Here is a 19,798-nt window from a genome sequence, read left to right as displayed (position 1 = left end):
GGAAGGCGAATGGGCCGCGCCCGAACCGATTTCAGACCGGCCTGAAACGGCGCTCCAGCGCGGCCCTCGCCTTGCCCGCCGGCATCGCCGCAATCACCTCCGCCGCGGCGCCGGGACGGCGCGCCTCCCGGACCTCGGCGATGTGGCGGTACAGTCGTGCCGCGCGCCAGTGATGGTCAGGGTTGCACCAAGCGCGGATCGTCCGCCAGACCGGTCCAGCGAAGGCGTCGTCCATCGAGTCGCAGCCGCTCCACAGGCAGTGCAGGGCGAACACGCGCGAAGCGCGCGGCTCGACCTCGGGCGCCAGCTCGATAACCCGCTCGAGTTCGCGCCGGGCATAGGCCCGGTGCCCGCGGGACCAGGCGGCCCGGAGCGGCCAGGACATCACGGCCACGGTGTTGTAGGCGTCGGAACAGTCGTAGGCGGCGGCGACGGCCTCATTCAGAATCCCGGCGACGCTCGGTTCGCCGATATGCTCGGCGACGAAGGACAGCGCCTGGGCACGATACCAGGCATCGGGAATGGCGTGGGCGAGAGCCAACGCCTTGGCCGGGTCCGTTGGCGCGATCCGGCTGACCTCCGCGCGTCCGTGGACTGAGGCCATCGAGGGGCGGGCAGGCACCAGCTTGCTGCGCAGATACTCGGGCATACGGGTTGGTCGCAGCCGGCCGCCTGCGGGTTCGCAAAGCCGCGCGCTAATCACGGCAATTTGGCAACCGGGGCTAGAAAGCCGCCTGCGTCGCCGTGCCGGCCACGACGTACCAGGTGACGAACATGCCGCAGATGAGGGCGCCGGGGAGGCTGGAGCCGGTGCGCCGCCAGGTGAAGGTCGCGATCACGGCTGCGATGGCCAAGAGCGGCACGAACTGGATGGCGATGATGGTGGAGAGCGGCACGAAGCCGGGATCGGGCAGCGGGTTGAACAGTTTTCCGCCGAACCAGAGCAGGCCATATTGCAGCGTCAGGAGCACAATGAAGCCGAGCGTGAGCGCGAAAATATTGGTGAGGTAGAGCGCGCCGCGGCCCAAAGCCATGGTCGAGAAATTCCGGTGCAGCACATGCAGCGCAATGACGAAAAAGGCCGTGAACGGAACCAGATAGCTCAGGAAGATGAGAAATTGCTTGGCGCTCATCAGCTTCAAGGCGACGATCCAGAACCGGAAGTCGATCTTGAAGACGAGATCGGCCAGCCATAATGCGGCATAGCCGGCGATCACGGTCAGGACCGCGATCACCACCGACTGCAGGACAATGCCGCCGCGGCTGGCGCGCTTCGGCGCGAACGGCATCAGCGCCAGCGCGATCAGGGCGTTGATGACGACCCAGACCAGGATCTGGTTGGTGATGCCCTGCGGCAGCCAGGCCGACGGCTTGACGAAGGTGCCGCCCAGCGCAAACGCTGGATAATAGGTCAAGGCCGGAATGAAGGCGGACAGGATGAACGCCATGGTCCAGCGGCGGCCGGAGGCGGCGACATGCTCCGGCATGGTGCCGTCGGCAATCTCGGGCAGCCGGAGGCGGGTAAACATCTTGGCTTCCAGCAGGCCGTCGAAGGCGCCGATCACGAGCGCGACAAAACCCAGAAACGCGATCAGGGTGCCGATCTCCTTGCGGAACCAGATCTGGTCGTCGGCCGGCTTCGGCGTACCGCCCTGCAAGGTCCTGGCAAACCAGTCGAGGCTGTAGCCGATCGCCTCGTGTGAAATATGCTCGGCCGGATGGATGATTGCGGGCGTGTAGAGCACCCGCGCGGTGCCTTGCGCGATGTCGCCATAGACCTTGCCGGGTTCGACCGCGCCCTGGGTGCCGAACAGCGCCCAGAGTTTCGGGCTCTTGGTGACGTCGCGGGCGAGGTCGACGCCCCACATCAGATTGGAGAATTCCTCGTATTGCGCGAACACCAGCGCGGCATTGCGCGGCCAGTTCGCGGTACCCTCGGCGGCGAACGGCTTGCCGGTGGAGGAGCCCTCCAGCACCATCGACTTGTAGTCGTTGGGCATCGCGGTGGCGGCAGCCAGTACGGTCCAGCCGCCCATCGAATGGCCCTCGAGCCCGATACTGTTCTTGTCGACGATGTCGAGGCTGCGCAGGTGCGCCAGTCCATCCGGCCCGCCGAAGCCGTTGGCGAAAGCCGGCGGATCGCTATAGCCGTGGCCGGTCTGGTCGAGCGCGAGCACGACATAACCGCGGCGGGCGAACTCGATGGCAAAGCCGTCCTGGGTCTCGCGCGAATTGATGTAGCCGTGGACCGCGAGGATGCCGGGGGCGGGGGTCTGCGCGGTTGCATTGGGCGGGATGTAGAGCAGGGCGCTCATGGTGTTGCCCTTGGCGCCCTTGAAGCGGACGTCCTGGATCTTGATTCCGCCTGATGTCTGGGTGAAGTGCGCGAGCAAGCCGCCGGCGAGAATCAGCACCACGCCGGCAATCGCCAGCGACCATCTGCTGCGCATCGTAGCCTCCCTTGTGCCCTGGCCGTTCGACGGCTTTACAGGTTCGTTTCGATTGTGATTGATAGCGTATCCGAAACCGGAACGCGCGCAAGCTGCGGTTATGCCGATACTACCTGAGGTTTTGGCCGAGAGTTAGATAACGCCGCTAACCCTGTTATTTGACTTGAGAAATCCTGCCCGTCAGGCAATCCAGTACGATCGATCGTGAGGTCTTGGGTGAGGTTCCCCGGAACTTCGTCCAAAACCTTCAGATGTAGAATGAGAAAGTGAAGTGAGATGTCCGGTTCGGGCACCGACAAGACTAAGACCGGCCGTGACCTTGCGGGTCCCGTTGTCATTCTGGTCGAACCGCAGCTCGGCGAGAACATCGGCATGGCTGCGCGCGCGATGGGCAATTTCGGGCTGACGCGTTTGAGGATCGTCAATCCGCGCGACGGCTGGCCGAACGTGCACGCCCGCCGCGCCGCCTCCGGCGCCGACCATATCCTCGACCATGTCGAACTGTTCGACACCGTCGAGCAGGCCGTTGCCGACTGCACGCTGTTATTCGCGACCACCGCCCGCGCCCATGACCAGGCCAAGCCGGTGGTGGCGCCTGAAGCCGCCGCGCGCGAGATCGTGGGCGGCATTGCCGGCGGCGGCACGGTCGGCATCCTGTTCGGCCGCGAGCGCTACGGGTTGCAGAACGAGGAGGTCGCGCTCGCCAACCGCGTCATCACCTTTCCGGTCAATCCCGGCTTCGCCTCGCTCAACCTGGCGCAGGCAGTGCTGCTGATCGGCTACGAATGGTTCAAGCTTTCGACCGCAGGCGCGCTGCCGTTCGCGATGCCCGAGCGCTCCGAGCCCGCCTCGCAGCACCAGATGCAGGCGTTCTTCGACAATCTGGTGCGCGAACTCGACAAGGTCGAGTTCCTGCGCCCAGCCGAGAAGCGCGAGACCATGCTGGTCAATCTGCGCAACATCTTCACGCGCATGGACCCGACCAAGCAGGACATGCACACGCTGCACGGCGTGGTGATGGCGATCGCCGAGGGGCGGAAAGGTCCCGCCAAAGGCGGCGTGCTCGACGGCGAACAGGCGACGCGACTGCGCGCGCTGCTCGCCGAGCACGGGCAGGGCGCGCTGCCCTCGGAGAGCGGCACGGTGCGGGGGCTGGCGCGGCTGTTGCGGCGAAACCCGACCGACGCCGAGCGGATCCTGTGGCAGGCCTTGACCACCGACCGCCGCTTCGCCGGCCAGTTCAAGCGCCAGACTCCGGTCGGCCGGCATATTCCGGATTTCGTCTCCTTCGTGCACCGGATCGCGATCGAGCTGGTCAACCCCGACGAGACCGAGGTGATCGCCAAGGACCGCGCGATGCGGCAGGCATGGCTGGAGGCGCGCGGCTACCGGGTGGTCAACATGGCCTCCGCTGAGGTCGAGAGCGATCTGGCCGCGCAACTCGGCCGGCTGGAGTCGAGCGTGGCGGAAGCGCGTTAGGGTTGTCGTCATTGCGAGCGAAGCGAAGCAATCCATCGATGGATTGCTTCGTCGCTTCGCTCCTCGCAATGACGGCAGGGCGGAGCCTTCGCTCAGACCGCCATCAGCTGCACCGGCGCCGCGCGTTTCGGCTTCTTCACCTTCGAAGGCCCGAACAGCGAACCGGCGGCAAGGGCGGCGGTGTCGGCGACGTCGGGATTGCGCGACACCATCGCGGCGACGATGGCGCCGTCGATCAGCAGCGCGAGCTGATGGGCGAGCACATCCGGCTCCGCCGCGCCCATCTCGGCCGCGAGTTTCTCCAGATGCGCCAGCACCACCTTCTTGTGGCGCATCGCGATGGCGCGAAACTGCTTCTGGTCCTTGTCGTGCTCGCCGACCGCATTGATGAAGGGGCAGCCGTAGAAGCGTTCCTCGCCGAACCAGTCCTTCAGCGCCGGAAACATTCGCGAAAGCTTGGTCTGCGGGTCGCCGCCGCCTGATTCCATCGCGCCGATGAACCATTCGCGCCACTGCTTGCCTTCGGTCTCCAGCACGGCGTGCACCAGATTGGTTTTCGAACCGAACAGTTTGTAGAGCGTGGTCTTGGCGGTGCCGGCCTCGTTGATGATGGCGTCGATGCCGGTTGCGTTGATGCCGTTCTTGCAGAACAGCCGCGTCGCGGCGCTGAGCAGGCGTCCGCGCGCCGACTCGTCATCACCGGCTGCGAGACTTGCCGCGGTTGAACGCTTCTTCGAAGCAGGTTTGCGCATGCGCTCAGTTAATCGAAATGCGGCGCGATCATCAAGCCGCATCTTGTGCTGCTCAAAATATCCGCGACGAGGCAGCAATTGCATCCGATTTGAGCAGAAGGCTACCGATCGGTTTTCAAGGCCGTGCGGCCTAAGCGGTTTCAGGACTTCGGGTTTTGGCATCTGCCGCGGTCTGGCATGCTTCGTGCAGGAAACAGACCGTTCGGTATCCTGACCCTCTAGGGAGAAAACCAATGACCGCGGTCGCTCAAAAAACAGTACTGACGGGCTGCCTTGCCCCGATCGACAAGGACGGGCTGGAACAGCTCATCGTCACCAGCAAAGCCAACCCGAAGGTCATCAAGACCTTAAAATGCAAGACCGTGGCCGAAGGCAAGTTCCGTCACGCCAACTACATCCGCAACCTGCCGCCCTACATCGTCGACGAACCGCCGGGCCTGCTCGGCGACGACACCGCGCCGAATCCGTCGGAGGCTTCTTTGGCGGCGCTCGGTTCCTGCCTTGCGGTCGGCCTGCACGCCAACGCGGTGCATCGTGGCTGGATCGTCAACAAGCTCGAATTGCAGCTCGAGGGCGATCTCAACATCACCGCGGTGTGGGGCACCGGCGACGTCAGCGAGAAGCCGGTCGGCTTCACCGACGTGCGGGTCAAGGTCGACATGGTCTGCGAGGGCGTTTCGCAAGCCGAGATCGACGCGCTGGTCACTCACGTCAAGAAATGGTCGCCGGTCGCCAACACCTTCACCCGGCCGGTCAATCTAGAGGTCAGCGCGTAGAGGCAACCAGCTTGCAATCGCTTCCCAGAAAGCCGGTGCGGAGATTCCGATGAGTCCAGTGGCTGTATCACGTTTGCCGGTCGACGAAGTCGGCGACCCTTCGCTGGCGTCTGTCGTCGAAGCGGTTGCCTCGATTGCACGCAAGGACCTCGCGCCGCTGGCCTCTGCGATCGACGAGGGGACGGTCTATCCGGCCGAACTGCTCCGGCGTCTCGGCGACGCGGGGGCCTGGGGCAGTCACCGCCCGAGGGATGGCGCGGCCGATCTGTGCTGTGCCATCCAATCGATCTCGGCGCTCGGCGAGGTGTGCGGCGCCACCGCCTTCATGGCGTGGTGTCAGAACACGCTGGCCTGGTATGTGACTAATTCCGGCAATCCCGCGCTGGTCGCGCGGCTCGCCGACGGCGTTTCGTCGGGCAAGATTCTCGGCGGCACCGGCCTGTCCAATCCGATGAAGACCTTCTACGGCATCGAGAAGCTGAAATTGAAGGGACGTAAAGTCGACGGCGGCTATGTCGTGCGTGGCGCGCTGCCCTGGGTGTCCAATCTCGGACCCGACCATCTGTTCGGCACCATCTTCGAGCTCGAGGATAAGCCCGGCGAGATCGTGATGTTTCTGGCCGACTGCTCCGATCCCGCGGTCACGCTGACGCCGTGCAAGCCGTTTCTTGCGATGGACGGCACCGGCACCTATGGCGTGCAGTTTCGTGATGCCTTCGTGTCCGACGATTTGATCCTCGCAGCACCCGCCGGTCCGTTCGTGAAGAAGATCCGCGCCGGATTCATTCTGCTGCAGGCGGGCATGGCGACCGGCCTGATCCGGGATTGTATTGCCATCATGAACGAAGTCGCAGCACCGCTTGGTCACGTCAATCGCTTCCTGCCGCAACAACCGGTCAATTTCCAGGAACTGCTGACCGAGCTTGAATTGGAAACTATGCAACTGGCGCGTGATCCCTACAACGCCGACGACAGCTATTGGCGCCGCGTCGTGGCGCTGCGCCTGAGGGCGGGCGATGCGAGCGTCGCCGCCGCGCATGCGGCGATGCTTCACTGCGGCGCGCGCGGCTACCTGAAGAGCCATCGGGCCCAGCGCAGGCTGCGCGAAGCCTATTTCGTCGCCATCGTGACGCCGGCCACCAAGCAGCTGCGCAAGATGATGGCAGAGGCCTGAGTCTTGCAGGCAAGCTTTGCGGGAGTGTTTTGCAAGAGAGGTGTGCAGACAGATTCCTAGAGGACATCGGATCGACCCTAACTTTCAACGACGAAAACAGGAGAGGCCTGACATGACGGACGTTCTGATTTCTGCCGGCGAACTCGCCGATCTCGCCACCAAGGAGCCGTGCGTGATCATCGACACGCGCAATCCGGAAGCCTACGGCGCGGGACACATCCCCAATGCCGTCAACGTGCATGAAATCTTCACTTACCTCGCCACCTCCACGCCCGAGGGCATGAGCGACTTGAAGACAAAGTTCGCCGACGCATTCGGCAAGGCCGGGCTTTCCGGCAAGGAAACCGCCGTCATCTACGAACAGTCGATGAATTCCGGCTTCGGCCAGTCCTGCCGCGGCTATTTCCTGCTGACCATGCTCGGCTATCCCAAGGTCAAGGTGCTGCATGGCGGGTTCGACGCCTGGGCTGCCAAGGGCATGCCGGTCACGACGGAAGTTCCGGCCCCGAAGCCGGCCTCGTTCAGCATCGTGCCGGAGGCGGGCGACATCCTGATCGACGCCAAGACCATGCTGGCCGCGGTCGGCAAGCCCGGCATTGCCTTGCTCGATGTGCGCGATGTCGATGAATGGATCGGCGACAGCTCCTCGCCCTATGGCAAGGATTTCTGCCCGCGCAAGGGACGCATTCCCGGCGCGGTCTGGCTCGAATGGTATCGCATGATGAAGCCGACCGCCGAGGGCCCGCGCTTCAAGTCCAAGGACGAGATCCTGGCCGAATGCGCCACCGTCGGCATCACCCAGAATACCCCGGTCTACCTCTATTGCTTCAAGGGCGCACGGGCCTCCAACACCTTCCTCGCGCTGAAGAATGCCGGGGTGAAGGACGTGCGGATGTATTTCGGATCCTGGAACGAATGGTCGCGCGATCCGGCGCTGCCGATTGAAGAAGGCCTGCCGACCGAAGTCAGGCTGACGGAAAAGGCGGCATAGAGCCTGCAAGTCGTCGCATCGCCCGGCCGCGCGCAAGCGGCCGGGCGGTGAATGCGCCCAGGGCGGCGCTCCGTATTTTGATCATCCCGGTACTACAAAAAGGAATGGGCATGTCCACCTTCGATGATCCGTTCGATGCCGATCGCAGGCTGTCACGGTCGGGCTGCGTCTGCGGTCAGCACGGCTCCGCAGCCGAGCACGATGCTGCGCTGACGCCGCGCTGCGAGCCGGCGCCGACGGAGGAACAGCGCTACGAGGGCGTCGTGGCCTCCGCCGTGATGCGCGCGATGTTTCCCAAGGACGCCGCGCGGCGGGCTTTCCTGAAATCGGTCGGGGCTTCGACCGCGCTTGCCGCGATCTCGCAATTCTTTCCGCTTCAGGCCGCGACCGAGGTTTTCGCGCAGGCCGGCACGCCCGAGAAGAAAGACCTCAAGGTCGGCTTCATCCCGATCACCTGCGCGACGCCGATCATCATGGCCGCGCCGCTCGGCTTCTATTCGAAATACGGTCTCAACGTCGAGGTGGTGAAGACCGCCGGCTGGGCCGTGATCCGCGACAAGACCATCAACAAGGAATACGACGCCGCGCACATGCTGGCGCCGATGCCGATCGCGATCTCGCTGGGTCTCGGCGCCAATGCGATTCCCTTCACTGTGCCGGCGATCGAGAACATCAACGGGCAGGGCATCACGCTTGCCATGAAGCACAAGGACAAGCGCAACCCGAAGGACTGGAAGGGCATGAAATTCGCCATTCCGTTCGACTACTCGATGCACAATTACCTGCTGCGGTATTATCTCGCCGAGCACGGCCTCGATCCCGACACTGACGTTCAGCTGCGTTCGGTGCCGCCGCCGGAAATGGTCGCCAACCTCCGCGCCGACAACATCGACGGCTTCCTTGCGCCCGACAACATCTGCCAGCGCGCGATCTATGACGGCGTCGGCTTCCTGCACATCCTGTCCAAGGAGATCTGGGACGGGCATCCCTGTTGCACCTTCGCGGCGAGCCGGGAGTTCATCACGCAATCGCCGAACAGCTTTGCGGCGCTGACGCGGGCGATCGTCGACGCCACCGCCTATGCCTCGAAGGCCGAAAATCGCAAGCAGATTGCGGAAGCCATTGCTCCTGCGAACTACATCAACGCCCCGGTCACCGTGCTGGAGCAGGTTCTCACCGGCACCTATGCCGACGGACTCGGCGGCATCAAGACCGACCCCAGGCGCGTCGACTTCGATCCGTTCCCCTGGCAATCCTTCGCGGTCTGGATGCTGACGCAGATGAAGCGGTGGGGCCAGATCAAGGGCGACGTGGACTACAAGTCGGTGGCGGAGCAGGTTTTCCTTGCGACCGATACGGCCAAGGTCATGAAGGAGATGGGCCTGACGCCGCCGGCAAGCTCGTACAAGTCGTTCTCGGTGATGGGCAAGGCCTTCGACGCCGCCAAGCCCGACGATTACCTCGCGAGCTTCAAGATCAGGAAGTCGTCGTGAAGGATACGCAGTCTCTCGAGTGCTAGCTAGACCGGGCGCGGCTCAAACACCCGCCTGCCGCGAACGGGCAGGCGCGATCCCGAGCGCCTTCATGCGGGATGCCAGCGTGGTCGGCTTGAGGTCGAGCATCGCGGCGGCGCCGCCTGCGCCGAACACCTTGCCGTTGCAGGCCTCGAGGGCGGCCAGGATGTTGGCGCGCTCGTGGTCGCGCATTTCGGCGGACGTCATGACGGCCGGCGGTGGCTCCACCTGTTGCCGGCCGGAACCGGACGGCGTGTGCGGTCCGGGCATGTCCGGCAGATCGATGCGCAACCGTCCATTCTGCGCAAGGATCGCCGCGCGCTCGATCACGTTCTGCAGTTCGCGCACGTTGCCAGGCCAGTCGTAGCGCGACAGCCGCCGCGCGTCGCCTTCGGACAGCCGCAGATCGGATTTCAGCTCCTTGCTCTCGCTCGTCAGGAAGTGCTGGGCGAGCAGCGGAATGTCCTCGCGGCGGTCGCGTAGCGGCACGGATTCCACCGGAAACACATTGAGCCGGAAATACAGATCCTCGCGAAACCGGCCGCGCTGCACTTCCTGCTTGAGGTTCCGGTTGGTGGCGGCGATCACGCGCACATCCACGGTGCGGGTGCGCTCCTCGCCGACCCGCTCGAAATTGCCTTCCTGCAGCACACGCAGCAGTTTGCCCTGCAATTCCAGTGGGATTTCTCCGACTTCGTCGAGAAACAGCGTGCCGCCGTCGGCGAGTTCGAACCGGCCGATGCGGTCGCGCACCGCGCCGGTGAAGGCGCCCTTGACGTGTCCGAAGAATTCGCTTTCGAACAGTTCGCGCGGAATGGCCGCGCAGTTGACGCGGATCAGCGGCCGGTCGCGGCGGCCCGAGGCCTCATGAATGGCGCGTGCGATTAGCTCCTTGCCGGTGCCGGATTCGCCGGTGATCATGACAGCCGCGGCGGTCGGGGCGACGAGCTTGACCTGGCGCAGCGTCTTCTGGATCGCCGCGCTCTGGCCGATGATCCCGCGCGGATTGGTCTCGATCCGGATTTCTTCCTGCAGATAGGCGTTTTCCAGTTCCAGCCGCTCGCGCAGCCGATCGACTTCGGCGAGCGCGGCGTGCAGCTTTTCATCGGCCTCGCGGCGCTGGCTGACGTCGCGAAACACGATCACGGCGCCGACCACCATGCTGCGGTCGCGGATCGGCGTCGAGGTATATTCGACCCACACCGGCGAGCCGTCCTTGCGCCAGAACACCTCGCCATCGACGTTGTGCACGGCGCCGTCGCGGAACGCGGCATAGATCGGGCAATCCTCGTCGGGGTAGTGACTGCCGTCATGGTGGCTGTGGTGGACGATCGGATGGATCGTCTTGCCGACCAGTTCCTCGGCGGCCCAGCCCAGTATCCGCTCGGCGGCGGGATTGACGAAGGTGGTCTTGCCCTCGGCATTGACGCCGTAGATGCCTTCGCCGGCCGCGCGCAGGATCAGCTGGTTCTCCCGCTCGATATCCTGGAACACCCGTTCCACCCGCTGCCATGCGGCGAGCCCGCTGCGCATATGGTCCTCGGCGGTGGCATCGACATATCGGCGGCGCCGCTGGTCGAGGTCGCTCATGGTGAGCAGCACCAGCGAGCGCCCGTCATGCGGCAGCAGCGATCCCATATATTCGAGCCGCAGCGGCTGGCTGGTGGCGTGGCGCGGCGTCAGCGCATTGGTCCAGTACGCGCCCTTGTCGAGCACGGCCTGGGTGAACACGATGAGCGCGGGCAGCTGTCCGGCGTGCAGGGCGCTGATCTTGGTTTCGCGCAGCAAGGCCCGGTCGTAGCCGAGCAGGGTGCAGGCGGCCGGATTGGCATCGATGATCTGGTCGGCGTGCGGATCGAGCAGCAGCGTCGGTTCGACCAGGTAGTCGAAAGCCAGGGTGCGCAGATCGGCGTCGCGGACGGCTCCGGCAAATGGTTGCGGCGCCAGCTCCATAGGAAAAATACTCCGAAAATTCGTAATTCTTCTACGATTTTTCGTATATCACGAATTTTCGTAATAGCCAACGATTCAGCGAAATGCCTGCTTCAATTGGACAATTGCCGAAATCAGCGCATGGCACGCTCCTTGCCCCTTCTGCCGCAGCTTTAGGCAGGAGGGCTTCATGTCCACATTCGACAATCCGTTCGATCCCGACCGCAGGCTACGCGCCGGTGGCTGCAGCTGCGGCCACCATGGCAGCGAAGCCGAGCATCAGGCCGCAGCCCAATTGCAGATCCAGGCGTCGATCGAGAGCGAGCAGAAGCGCTACGAGGGCGTGGTCGCTTCCGCCGTCATGCGCGCGATGTTTCCGCAGGATATGGCGCGCCGCGCCTTCCTCAAATCGGTCGGGGCCGCGACCGCAGCCGCGGCATTGTCGCAATTCTTCCCGCTGAAGACCGCGACCGAAGCCTTCGCGCAAGGCGGACCGCTGGAAAAGAAGGACCTCAAGGTCGGCTTCATTCCGATCACCTGCGCGACGCCGATCATCATGGCGGCGCCGATGGGGTTCTATTCCAAGAACGGCCTCAACGTCGAAGTGATCAAGACCGCCGGCTGGGCGGTGATCCGCGACAAGACCATCAACAAGGAATACGACGCAGCGCACATGCTGTCGCCGATGCCGCTCGCCATCACCATGGGTGTCGGCTCCAATCCGCTGCCCTACACCATGCCCGCGGTGGAAAACATCAACGGCCAGGCGATCACGCTGGCGGTCAAGCACAAGGACAAGCGCAACCCGAAGGACTGGAAGGGCTTCAAGTTCGCGGTGCCCTTCGACTATTCGATGCACAACTACCTGCTGCGTTACTACCTCGCCGAGGCCGGCCTCGATCCGGATGTAGATGTGCAGATCCGCGCGGTGCCGCCGCCGGAAATGGTGGCCAATCTGCGCGCCGACAATATCGACGGTTTCCTCGGGCCCGATCCGATGAACCAGCGCGCGGTCTATGACGGCGTCGGCTTCATCCACATCCTGACCAAGGATATCTGGGAGGGCCATCCGTGCTGCGCCTTCGCCGCGTCGAAGGAATTCGTCACCACGATGCCGAATACCTATGGCGCGCTGCTGAAATCCATCATCGAGGCCACCGCCTTCGCGCACAAGGCCGAGAACCGCAAGCAGATCGCAGAAGCCATCGCGCCGGCGAACTACCTGAACCAGCCGCAGATCGTGCTCGAGCAGATCCTCACCGGCACCTTCGCTGACGGCCTCGGCAATATCGTCAAGCAGCCGAACCGTGTCGATTTCGATCCGTTCCCCTGGCAGTCGTTCGCGATCTGGATCATGACGCAGATGAAGCGCTGGGGGCAGGTCAAGGGCGACATCGACTACGCCGGCATCGCCGCGCAGGTCTATCTCGCCACCGACGCCACCAAGCTGATGAAGGAGGCCGGACTGACGCCGCCGACTACCACGACCAAGAGCTTCTCGGTGATGGGCAAGACCTTCGATCCGGCGAAGCCCGAGGAATATCTCAACAGCTTCAAGATCAGGAAGGCCAGCTGACCATGTCGGCCTCGCTCCGGCTTCGCGCCGCTATCGTGTCGATCGCGCTGTTCCTCGCCTTCGTCGGCATCTGGCATATCGCCACGCGCGGCACCGGCACCGTCGCCACCATGAGCCCGGAATACGCCAAGCTGATGGGGCTGACCGCGACCGCCGGCAAGTCGGCGATGCCGGGCCCGCTCGATGTCGGCACCAAGCTGTGGGAACACGTCAAGCGTCCGTTCTACGACAACGGGCCGAACGACAAGGGCCTCGGCATCCAGCTCGGCTATTCGATCGCGCGAGTAGGGCTCGGTTATTTTCTCGCGGTCATCGTCGCCATCCCGCTCGGGTTCCTGATCGGGATGTCGCCGCTGATCAACAAGGCGCTCGACCCGTTCATCCAGATACTGAAACCGATCTCGCCACTCGCCTGGATGCCGCTGGCGCTCTACACCATCAAGGATTCCGGGCTGTCGGCCATCTTCGTGATTTTCATCTGCTCGGTGTGGCCGATGCTGCTCAACACCGCGTTCGGCGTCGCTGCCGTGCGCAAGGAATGGATCAACGTCGCGCGAACGCTGGAGGTCGGCACCGTCAGGCGCGCCTTCACCGTGATCCTGCCCGCCGCAGCGCCGACGATCCTGACCGGCATGCGGATCTCGATCGGTATCGCCTGGCTGGTGATCGTGGCCGCCGAGATGCTGGTCGGTGGTACCGGCATCGGTTACTTCGTCTGGAACGAGTGGAACAACCTTTCGATCACCAACGTCATCATCGCCATCCTCCTGATCGGCGTGGTCGGCATGCTGCTCGACCAGATTCTCGCGCGGTTCACGCGCATGGTCACCTTCCCGGAGTGATGCGATGACCGACAAATTCATCTCCATCGAAGCCATCGCCAAGCGCTATCCCGGCGCGGGCGGTAGCGAAATCGCGGTGTTCGAGAATCTCTGGCTGTCGATGGGGCGCGGCGAGTTCGGCTGCGTGATCGGCCATTCCGGCTGCGGCAAGACCACGGTGCTGAACATCCTCGCCGGGCTCGACGAGCCGAGCGAGGGGACCGTGATCGTCGACGGCCAGGCGATCGAAGGCACCAGCCTCGACCGCGCCGTGATCTTCCAGAGCCACGCGCTGTTGCCGTGGCGCACCGTGCTCGGCAACGTCGCCTACGCCGTAACCTCGAAATGGCGCGACTGGGACCGGGCGAAGGTCAAGGCGCACGCCCAGACCTTCATCGATCTCGTGGGTCTCACCGGCGCCGAGCATAAGCGGCCGTCGGAACTCTCCGGCGGCATGAAGCAGCGCGTCGGCATCGCGCGTGCGCTCTCGATCACGCCGAAGATCATGCTGATGGACGAGCCGTTCTCGGCGCTGGACGCGCTGACCCGCGGCACGCTGCAGGACGAGGTGCGCCGCATCTGCATCGAGACCGGGCAGACCGCATTCATGATCACCCACGATGTCGATGAAGCGATCTATCTCGCCGACAAGATCTTCCTTATGACCAACGGCCCCGGCGCGGTGCTGGCCGAGATCGTCGAAAACCCGCTGCCGAAGGATCGCGTCCGCGCCGACCTGCACCGGCATCCCCTGTACTACGCGCTGCGCAATCACATCGTCGATTTCCTGGTCAGCCGCAGCAAGACCTTTGCCGCCGACGTGCCCGGTCACGATCCGCGCAATGTGCCGTTGGTGCGGATCGGCTTGAACGAACCAACCATCGTGTCGGCGTCGAAAGGCATCGAAACCGGTCCGACGCAGGCGATCGCGCGCTAATCACCAAAGGAGACGACAAAAATGAAACGATCCGACCTCACCGAGAAGCTGCTCGACATCAAGCGCGAGAAGGGCTGGAGCTGGAAGCACATCTGCGAAAAGATCGGCGGCTATTCCGAAGTGCTGATCGTCGGCGCCATCCTCGGCCAGATGAAGCTGACCAAGCCGCAGGCCGCCAATGCCGGCGAGCTGTTCGGGTTGTCGAAATCGGAAGTGGCGATGCTGAACGAGACGCCGATGCGCGGCGAGGGCACGCCGATGCCGCCGACCGATCCCCTGATCTACCGGTTCTACGAACTGGTGATGATCAACGGCCCGGCCTGGAAGGCGCTGATCGAGGAAGAGTATGGCGATGGCATCATGTCGGCGATCGATTTCGACATGGTGATGGAGCGCCTGCCCAACCCCAAGGGCGACCGCGTCAAGATCACGATGTCGGGCAAGTTCCTGCCGTACAAATATTACGGCGCCAGCGGCAACGTGCCGGAATACGGCTTCAAGGAAGGGTGAGGCTTCATCGTCGTCATTCCGGGGCGCATCGAAGATGCGAACCTCAGATGTGCAATTGCACATCGGGGAATCTCGAGCTGAGCAAGAATCACTTCCGGTTTCCGGATCGCCGCTGCGCGGCGTCCGGAATGACAGGAGCGGCGAGGTCGCCCCTTACGTCCCGGCCTTCACCTGCTGGATGGCCTGCGCCATCAGCTCGTCCATCTTTACGCGAAGCTGCGGCTCGGTGATGGCGACGCCCTTGGCGGTGAGGTCGGCCAGCACCTTGCGGACCACGTCGGCGTCGCCGGCTTCCTCGAAGTCCGAGGCCACGACGTCCTTGGCATAGGCCGTGGCGGCCTCGCCCGTCAGTCCGAGCTTCTCCGCTACCCACATTCCGAGCAGCCGGTTGCGGCGGGCTTCCGCCTTGAACTTCTGTTCCTCGTCGAGGGCGAACTTCTTCTCGAAACCCTCCTCACGCTTGTCGAATGTGCTCATTCCCGGGTTCCGATCCCTGTGCCAAAAATGGTTAAAACGGCCTCATTGCGGCCGCCGGCTCGCGCGCTTAGATAACGGTAGCCATTCGTTAAAACAACCGGCTTTAAGCCGCAGGGAGAGGGGTAAAACTCGCCCCAAACGGACCGGATCGATTGTGCTCGATAGGCCAATCGGATAGGTTGCCTGCAGGCCCGGTTCTTGTTCTGTTTCCCGTTCCTGGCCTTCACGGCAGCTCCGTCGTGGGTCGCAATCCCTATGTCATCCGGAGCACACCAAATTCATGGATTTCAACAACACACGGTACATCCCAATGAGCCGTCGACGCCGCATTTATGAAGGCAAGGCCAAGGTCCTTTACGAAGGCCCGGAGCCTGGAACCCTGATCCAGCACTTCAAGGACGACGCGACCGCGTTCAATGCCAAGAAACACCAGGTGATCGAGGGCAAGGGCGTCCTCAACAACCGGATTTCGGAGTACCTGTTTCAGCACCTCAACGACATCGGGGTGCCGACCCACTTCATCCGCCGGCTCAACATGCGCGAGCAGCTGATTCGCGAGGTCGAGATCGTGCCGCTCGAGGTGGTGGTGCGGAACGTGGCGGCGGGGTCGCTGTCGCAGCGCCTCGGCATCGAGGAAGGTACCCAGCTGCCGCGCTCGATCATCGAGTTCTATTACAAGAACGACCAGCTCAACGACCCCATGGTCTCGGAAGAGCACATCACGGCGTTTGGCTGGGCCACGCCGCAGGAAATCGACGACATCATGGCGCTGGCGATCCGCGTCAACGACTTCCTGACCGGACTGTTTCTGGGCATCGGCATCCGGCTGGTCGATTTCAAGATGGAATGCGGCCGGCTGTTCGAGAACGACATGATGCGAATCATTGTCGCCGACGAGATTTCGCCCGATTCGTGCCGGCTGTGGGACGTCAAGTCGAACGAGAAGCTCGACAAGGACCGCTTCCGCAGGGATCTCGGCGGCCTGTTGGAGGCCTATACCGAGGTCGCGAAAAGGCTGGGCATTCTGATGGAAAACGAGCGGCCGGTCGGCTCCGGTCCGGTGCTGGTCAAGAGCTAGAGGTCGGAAGTGAAAGCGCGCGTCACCGTTACACTGAAATCAGGCATTCTCGATCCGCAGGGCAAGGCTATCGAAGGGGCGCTGAAATCGCTCGGCGTCGACGGCGTCGCCAGCGTACGCCAGGGCAAGGTGTTCGACATCGAGATGTCGGGCTCCGACAAGGCCAAGGCGGAAGCCGCGCTGAAAGCTGCCGCCGACAAGCTGCTGGCGAACACCGTGATCGAGAATTACCGGGTTGAACTTCTCTAGGCCTTCGATGAAATCCGCTGTCCTCGTTTTCCCCGGAATCAATCGCGAGCGCGACATGGCGCGCGCGCTGAAACTCGCATCGGGCCATGAAGCCGCGATGGTCTGGCACGCCGAGACCGCGCTGCCCAAGGGCACCGACCTCGTGGTGGTGCCGGGCGGGTTTTCCTACGGCGATTACCTGCGCTGTGGGGCGATCGCGGCGCGCGCACCGGTGATGGACGCGGTGCGGGCGTTCGCTGCCGATGGCGGCTTGGTGCTCGGGGTCTGCAACGGCTTCCAGATCCTCTGCGAGGCAGGGCTTCTGCCCGGCGTGCTCATGCGCAATGCGCGGCTGAAATTCATCTGCCATGATGTGTATCTGCGGGTCGAGCGCTCCGACACGCCGTTCACCCGCGGCTACAATGCCGGCCAGATCATCCGCGTGCCGGTCGCCCATGGCGAGGGCAATTACGAGGCCGACGAAGAGACGCTGAAGCGGCTGGAAGGCGAGGGGCGGGTGCTCTATCGCTACTGCTCCGCCGAGGGCGTGGTCGACGAAGCCTCCAACATCAACGGCGCCGCCAACTCGATCGCCGGCATCGTCAACAGCAGCGGCAACGTGCTCGGCATGATGCCGCATCCGGAAAATCACGTCGAAGACATCATGGGCTGTACCGACGGCCGCGGCCTGTTCGCAGGGCTGGTGGCGCATCTGGAGCGAGCTGCGTGACGCCATAGCGTTTTCGAGCGAAGTGGGGACTGGTTCGCGTGAAGAAAGCGCATCAAATTAAAGTCAGGGAGCGGCTGCTTGCAGTCGTCGCGGTGCTTTCGTTCGCCGCCACCACCCCAGCCCACGCTCAGGACTACCCGAAACGTCCCATCACCATGATCGTGCCGTTCGCGGCCGGCGGCACCTCCGACGTGATCGCGCGCGCCGTCGCCGAACAGATGGGCGCATCGCTCGGGCAGACCATCGTGATTGAGAATATCGCCGGGGCCGGCGGCTCGACCGCCTTGACGCGGGCCGCGCGGGCCGAGCCCGATGGCTACACCATCGCGATCGGCAACGCCGGCACCAGCGCCGCCTCCTACACCATCTACCCGAAGTTGCCGTTCACGCCCGACTCCTTCGCGCCGATCGCGATGGTGGCGAAGACTTTCGGCATCGTGGCGTTGCGCAAGGATTTTCCGGCCAAGGACCTCAAGGAGTTCATCGCCTACGCCAGGAGCAATCCTGGCAAGACCAATCTCGGCCATGCCGGCGTCGGCTCGTCGAACTTCCTGATCTGCAAGAGTTTCGTGCAGGCGGCCGGCATCGATGTGCAACTGGTCGGCTATCGTGGTGCTGCGCCGGCTCTAACGGATGCGATCGGCGGCCAGATCGACGGTGTCTGCGACGCCGCAGCTTCCGTTTCCCAGCCGATCGGCGACAAACTGGTGAAGGGGTTGGTGGTCGGCTCGACCGTGCGGCTGGCGACGTTGCCGGACTTGCCGACCTCGGCCGAAGCCGGGCTTCCCGAATTCGAGGCGCAGGGCTGGAACGGCCTGTTTGCGCCGAAGGGGACGCCGCCCGAGATTATCGCCAAGCTGAACGCATCTGCGCGCACGGCGGTGGAGAGCGAGCAGGTCAAGAAGCGCTTTGCCGATCTGTCGACGGTCGCACCCGACGCCAACGAGCACGCGCCGGAAGTGCTGCAGCAGCTGGTCACGCGCGACGTCGAGAAATACCGCAAGTTGCTGGAAGAAAAGAAGTAGGGCGCCGTCAGCCGGCGTTTGAACCGGTTGCGGCCCGCCATCTCGACAGGCTGGCCGCGGGCCAAATCTCTTCCCTGACATAGAATTCTTCGAAGGCGGGCACATCGGGCGACATCACGATCCAAGGCTGCTTCGACATCGTGAAAATGTGAACGTCCGGCGGTAGCGCATCCGGCGTGTCGAGCGTACCGACGCGAACGAAGCGGAAGCGATCGCCCGAACCCGCGAAGTTACTCCAGACCGCGATGCGGCATTGTGGGCATCGTGAAATCTTCTGGCCCTTGCCGCTGAGAGAAGGAGTCACGACGATTTCAGGCTCGCCGGAGAGTAGTTCGACCCGGTCGGCCTCGATCATGGCATTGAGCGCAAACGATGCACCGCTTTCGCGCTGGCACCAGCGGCAATGGCAGCAGTGAACGAAGAGGGGACGCTCCGTCATGTGGTAGCGGACGTTCCCGCACGTGCAGCCACCCTCGATTGGGAATGTGCTCATGACCATGTTCCACCGGGGCTTCGTCGTTGAGGCAGGCAACAGAGATTTGCAGTCAGGTTAGCGAATGCCTGATGCTGCCGTCAAACCTGCCAGGCGAGCTCCTGGACATGCTTTCGGCAGCAGCCATCGGAAAACAGCTATTGCCGCCAGCGCGCCTGCGGATTCGGCGGCAACGAAGCCGGCGACATCCGACGGGCGGATGCCGGCGAACGTATCGGTGAGGGCGCGGGCAATGGTCACCGCGGGATTCGCGAAGTCGGTCGCCGTAAACCAGAAGGCGCCGCCGATATAGGCGGCAACCGCGCCCGCTACCGAAGAAGGGCGCGTTAGCGAGCATGTCCAGACAATGCCCACCAGACCAAAGGTCGACACGAATTCGCTGAGCAACTGCGATGGCCCGCTTCGCACATGTCTCGACAGGGAAAACACCGGCACGTCAAACATCAGGTGCGCGACACCCACTCCGATCACGGCCCCGGCTATCTGGATCGGGATATAGGCCATGGCGGCGCGGCGCGAGATGTCGCCGCGGATAGCCATCGCAAGTGTGATCAGCGGATTGAAGTGCGCGCCCGAAAGCGGCGCAAGCCATTCGATCAGGGAGAACAAAGCAGCTCCCGTTGCCAGCGCATTGGCAAGCAGCGCAATTGCGGTGTTCCCGGCAGAGAGACGCTCTCCCAGAATTCCGGAGCCGACCACCGCAACAAGCAGGAATCCCGTCCCGAACGCCTCCGCCACCAGCCGGCGCCGGAGCGGTAACAAGTGGACTGCGCCGCGCACATCGGTGGCGTTTGCGACATTGATGGCATGAAGGATCTCGGTGGATCGCTGCTGCGTCTTGCCGGCCATGCTTTC

General features: G+C 63.7%; 20 protein-coding genes. 13 read left to right on the top strand and 7 right to left on the bottom strand.

The window, feature by feature from the left end:
* Positions 1 to 31 precede the first annotated feature (31 nt).
* Positions 32 to 649, bottom strand: a complete 618-nt coding sequence (locus KMZ68_RS17925) for a hypothetical protein (RefSeq protein ID WP_215612523.1) — start codon at positions 647 to 649, stop codon at positions 32 to 34.
* Positions 650 to 722: 73 nt separating this feature from the next.
* Entirely contained in the window at positions 723 to 2,450 is a 1,728-nt protein-coding gene (locus KMZ68_RS17920) for an alpha/beta hydrolase (protein WP_215612522.1), read from the bottom strand.
* A 276-nt stretch (positions 2,451 to 2,726) separates the two neighbouring features.
* Between KMZ68_RS17920 and KMZ68_RS17915 the strand changes: the two genes are divergently transcribed.
* Positions 2,727 to 3,929: a TrmJ/YjtD family RNA methyltransferase gene (locus tag KMZ68_RS17915; protein ID WP_215612521.1), complete on the top strand. Its 1,203-nt coding sequence runs from the start codon at positions 2,727 to 2,729 to the stop codon at positions 3,927 to 3,929.
* Positions 3,930 to 4,021: 92 nt separating this feature from the next.
* Here the strand turns inward: KMZ68_RS17915 and KMZ68_RS17910 are convergent, their stop codons facing one another.
* Positions 4,022 to 4,681 (bottom strand): TetR/AcrR family transcriptional regulator, encoded by a 660-nt coding sequence (locus tag KMZ68_RS17910; RefSeq protein WP_215612520.1) that lies wholly within the window; start codon positions 4,679 to 4,681, stop codon positions 4,022 to 4,024.
* A 233-nt stretch (positions 4,682 to 4,914) separates the two neighbouring features.
* Between KMZ68_RS17910 and KMZ68_RS17905 the strand changes: the two genes are divergently transcribed.
* From KMZ68_RS17905 to KMZ68_RS17890, 4 genes are all read left to right on the top strand, one after another.
* Entirely contained in the window at positions 4,915 to 5,457 is a 543-nt protein-coding gene (locus KMZ68_RS17905) for an OsmC family protein (RefSeq protein WP_215612519.1), read from the top strand.
* Positions 5,458 to 5,506: 49 nt separating this feature from the next.
* Positions 5,507 to 6,631, top strand: a complete 1,125-nt coding sequence (locus KMZ68_RS17900; protein ID WP_215612518.1) for an acyl-CoA dehydrogenase family protein — start codon at positions 5,507 to 5,509, stop codon at positions 6,629 to 6,631.
* Between the two features lie 112 nt (positions 6,632 to 6,743).
* On the top strand, positions 6,744 to 7,622 hold the full coding sequence (locus tag KMZ68_RS17895) for a sulfurtransferase (protein WP_215612517.1): 879 nt from the start codon (positions 6,744 to 6,746) through the stop codon (positions 7,620 to 7,622).
* Between the two features lie 110 nt (positions 7,623 to 7,732).
* Positions 7,733 to 9,115 carry a CmpA/NrtA family ABC transporter substrate-binding protein gene (locus tag KMZ68_RS17890; RefSeq protein WP_215612516.1) on the top strand — a complete coding sequence of 461 codons (1,383 nt, stop codon included), beginning with the start codon at positions 7,733 to 7,735 and terminating at the stop codon, positions 9,113 to 9,115.
* Positions 9,116 to 9,157: 42 nt separating this feature from the next.
* On the opposite strand, the gene KMZ68_RS17885 is transcribed toward KMZ68_RS17890, so the two are convergent.
* A complete protein-coding gene (locus KMZ68_RS17885) occupies positions 9,158 to 11,089 on the bottom strand; it encodes a sigma 54-interacting transcriptional regulator (RefSeq protein ID WP_215612515.1) in 1,932 nt (643 codons plus the stop codon).
* A 169-nt stretch (positions 11,090 to 11,258) separates the two neighbouring features.
* Here KMZ68_RS17885 and KMZ68_RS17880 point away from each other — a divergent pair, with 169 nt between their 5' ends.
* Genes KMZ68_RS17880 through cynS form a run of 4 tightly spaced genes read left to right on the top strand, consistent with a single transcriptional unit; the run spans position 11,259 to position 14,912 of the window.
* Complete coding sequence (locus KMZ68_RS17880; RefSeq protein WP_215612514.1) at positions 11,259 to 12,644, top strand: CmpA/NrtA family ABC transporter substrate-binding protein; 1,386 nt, start codon at positions 11,259 to 11,261, stop codon at positions 12,642 to 12,644.
* Positions 12,645 to 12,646: 2 nt separating this feature from the next.
* Positions 12,647 to 13,486 (top strand): nitrate ABC transporter permease, encoded by an 840-nt coding sequence (ntrB, locus tag KMZ68_RS17875; RefSeq protein WP_215612513.1) that lies wholly within the window; start codon positions 12,647 to 12,649, stop codon positions 13,484 to 13,486.
* A gap of 4 nt (positions 13,487 to 13,490) precedes the next feature.
* Complete coding sequence (locus tag KMZ68_RS17870) at positions 13,491 to 14,402, top strand: ABC transporter ATP-binding protein (protein WP_215612512.1); 912 nt, start codon at positions 13,491 to 13,493, stop codon at positions 14,400 to 14,402.
* Positions 14,403 to 14,423: 21 nt separating this feature from the next.
* The gene (cynS, locus tag KMZ68_RS17865; RefSeq protein ID WP_215612511.1) at positions 14,424 to 14,912 is read left to right on the top strand and encodes a cyanase; all 489 of its coding nucleotides are present in this window, start codon (positions 14,424 to 14,426) and stop codon (positions 14,910 to 14,912) included.
* A 153-nt stretch (positions 14,913 to 15,065) separates the two neighbouring features.
* On the opposite strand, the gene KMZ68_RS17860 is transcribed toward cynS, so the two are convergent.
* Complete coding sequence (locus tag KMZ68_RS17860; protein ID WP_215612510.1) at positions 15,066 to 15,389, bottom strand: DUF1476 domain-containing protein; 324 nt, start codon at positions 15,387 to 15,389, stop codon at positions 15,066 to 15,068.
* A 310-nt stretch (positions 15,390 to 15,699) separates the two neighbouring features.
* On the opposite strand from KMZ68_RS17860, the gene purC reads away from it, so the two are divergent.
* Genes purC through KMZ68_RS17840 form a run of 4 tightly spaced genes read left to right on the top strand, consistent with a single transcriptional unit; the run spans position 15,700 to position 18,450 of the window.
* Entirely contained in the window at positions 15,700 to 16,467 is a 768-nt protein-coding gene (gene purC / locus KMZ68_RS17855) for a phosphoribosylaminoimidazolesuccinocarboxamide synthase (RefSeq protein ID WP_215606004.1), read from the top strand.
* A 9-nt stretch (positions 16,468 to 16,476) separates the two neighbouring features.
* Positions 16,477 to 16,716 carry a phosphoribosylformylglycinamidine synthase subunit PurS gene (gene purS, locus KMZ68_RS17850; RefSeq protein ID WP_215612509.1) on the top strand — a complete coding sequence of 80 codons (240 nt, stop codon included), beginning with the start codon at positions 16,477 to 16,479 and terminating at the stop codon, positions 16,714 to 16,716.
* A gap of 7 nt (positions 16,717 to 16,723) precedes the next feature.
* Positions 16,724 to 17,425, top strand: coding sequence for a phosphoribosylformylglycinamidine synthase subunit PurQ (purQ, locus tag KMZ68_RS17845; protein ID WP_215612508.1), 702 nt, complete (start codon positions 16,724 to 16,726; stop codon positions 17,423 to 17,425).
* Positions 17,426 to 17,463: 38 nt separating this feature from the next.
* Positions 17,464 to 18,450, top strand: coding sequence for a tripartite tricarboxylate transporter substrate binding protein BugD (locus tag KMZ68_RS17840; RefSeq protein ID WP_249779394.1), 987 nt, complete (start codon positions 17,464 to 17,466; stop codon positions 18,448 to 18,450).
* Between the two features lie 7 nt (positions 18,451 to 18,457).
* Here the strand turns inward: KMZ68_RS17840 and KMZ68_RS17835 are convergent, their stop codons facing one another.
* Both KMZ68_RS17835 and KMZ68_RS17830 read right to left on the bottom strand, forming a co-directional pair.
* Positions 18,458 to 18,889, bottom strand: coding sequence for a GFA family protein (locus KMZ68_RS17835; RefSeq protein ID WP_442780724.1), 432 nt, complete (start codon positions 18,887 to 18,889; stop codon positions 18,458 to 18,460).
* A gap of 111 nt (positions 18,890 to 19,000) precedes the next feature.
* Positions 19,001 to 19,792 (bottom strand): aquaporin, encoded by a 792-nt coding sequence (locus KMZ68_RS17830; RefSeq protein WP_215612507.1) that lies wholly within the window; start codon positions 19,790 to 19,792, stop codon positions 19,001 to 19,003.
* Between the last annotated feature and the right edge of the window lie 6 nt (positions 19,793 to 19,798).

It is taken from the genome of Bradyrhizobium sediminis (assembly GCF_018736105.1).
In the GTDB taxonomy this organism is placed as follows: domain Bacteria; phylum Pseudomonadota; class Alphaproteobacteria; order Rhizobiales; family Xanthobacteraceae; genus Bradyrhizobium.
The sequence above is the reverse complement of the archived record's forward strand: the minus strand, read 5'-3'. Positions and strand labels throughout refer to the sequence as shown.

Excerpts from the sequence above, each read along its gene's own strand:
- KMZ68_RS17925 (WP_215612523.1), bottom strand. The coding sequence starts at position 649 with ATGCCCGAGTATCTGCGCAGCAAGCTGGTGCCTGCCCGCCCCTCGATG.
- KMZ68_RS17920 (WP_215612522.1), bottom strand. The coding sequence starts at position 2,450 with ATGCGCAGCAGATGGTCGCTGGCGATTGCCGGCGTGGTGCTGATTCTC.
- KMZ68_RS17915 (WP_215612521.1), top strand. The coding sequence starts at position 2,727 with ATGTCCGGTTCGGGCACCGACAAGACTAAGACCGGCCGTGACCTTGCG.
- KMZ68_RS17910 (WP_215612520.1), bottom strand. The coding sequence starts at position 4,681 with ATGCGCAAACCTGCTTCGAAGAAGCGTTCAACCGCGGCAAGTCTCGCA.
- KMZ68_RS17905 (WP_215612519.1), top strand. The coding sequence starts at position 4,915 with ATGACCGCGGTCGCTCAAAAAACAGTACTGACGGGCTGCCTTGCCCCG.
- KMZ68_RS17900 (WP_215612518.1), top strand. The coding sequence starts at position 5,507 with ATGAGTCCAGTGGCTGTATCACGTTTGCCGGTCGACGAAGTCGGCGAC.
- KMZ68_RS17895 (WP_215612517.1), top strand. The coding sequence starts at position 6,744 with ATGACGGACGTTCTGATTTCTGCCGGCGAACTCGCCGATCTCGCCACC.
- KMZ68_RS17890 (WP_215612516.1), top strand. The coding sequence starts at position 7,733 with ATGTCCACCTTCGATGATCCGTTCGATGCCGATCGCAGGCTGTCACGG.
- KMZ68_RS17885 (WP_215612515.1), bottom strand. The coding sequence starts at position 11,089 with ATGGAGCTGGCGCCGCAACCATTTGCCGGAGCCGTCCGCGACGCCGAT.
- KMZ68_RS17880 (WP_215612514.1), top strand. The coding sequence starts at position 11,259 with ATGTCCACATTCGACAATCCGTTCGATCCCGACCGCAGGCTACGCGCC.
- ntrB (WP_215612513.1), top strand. The coding sequence starts at position 12,647 with ATGTCGGCCTCGCTCCGGCTTCGCGCCGCTATCGTGTCGATCGCGCTG.
- KMZ68_RS17870 (WP_215612512.1), top strand. The coding sequence starts at position 13,491 with ATGACCGACAAATTCATCTCCATCGAAGCCATCGCCAAGCGCTATCCC.
- cynS (WP_215612511.1), top strand. The coding sequence starts at position 14,424 with ATGAAACGATCCGACCTCACCGAGAAGCTGCTCGACATCAAGCGCGAG.
- KMZ68_RS17860 (WP_215612510.1), bottom strand. The coding sequence starts at position 15,389 with ATGAGCACATTCGACAAGCGTGAGGAGGGTTTCGAGAAGAAGTTCGCC.
- purC (WP_215606004.1), top strand. The coding sequence starts at position 15,700 with ATGAGCCGTCGACGCCGCATTTATGAAGGCAAGGCCAAGGTCCTTTAC.
- purQ (WP_215612508.1), top strand. The coding sequence starts at position 16,724 with ATGAAATCCGCTGTCCTCGTTTTCCCCGGAATCAATCGCGAGCGCGAC.
- KMZ68_RS17835 (WP_442780724.1), bottom strand. The coding sequence starts at position 18,889 with ATGACGGAGCGTCCCCTCTTCGTTCACTGCTGCCATTGCCGCTGGTGC.
- KMZ68_RS17830 (WP_215612507.1), bottom strand. The coding sequence starts at position 19,792 with ATGGCCGGCAAGACGCAGCAGCGATCCACCGAGATCCTTCATGCCATC.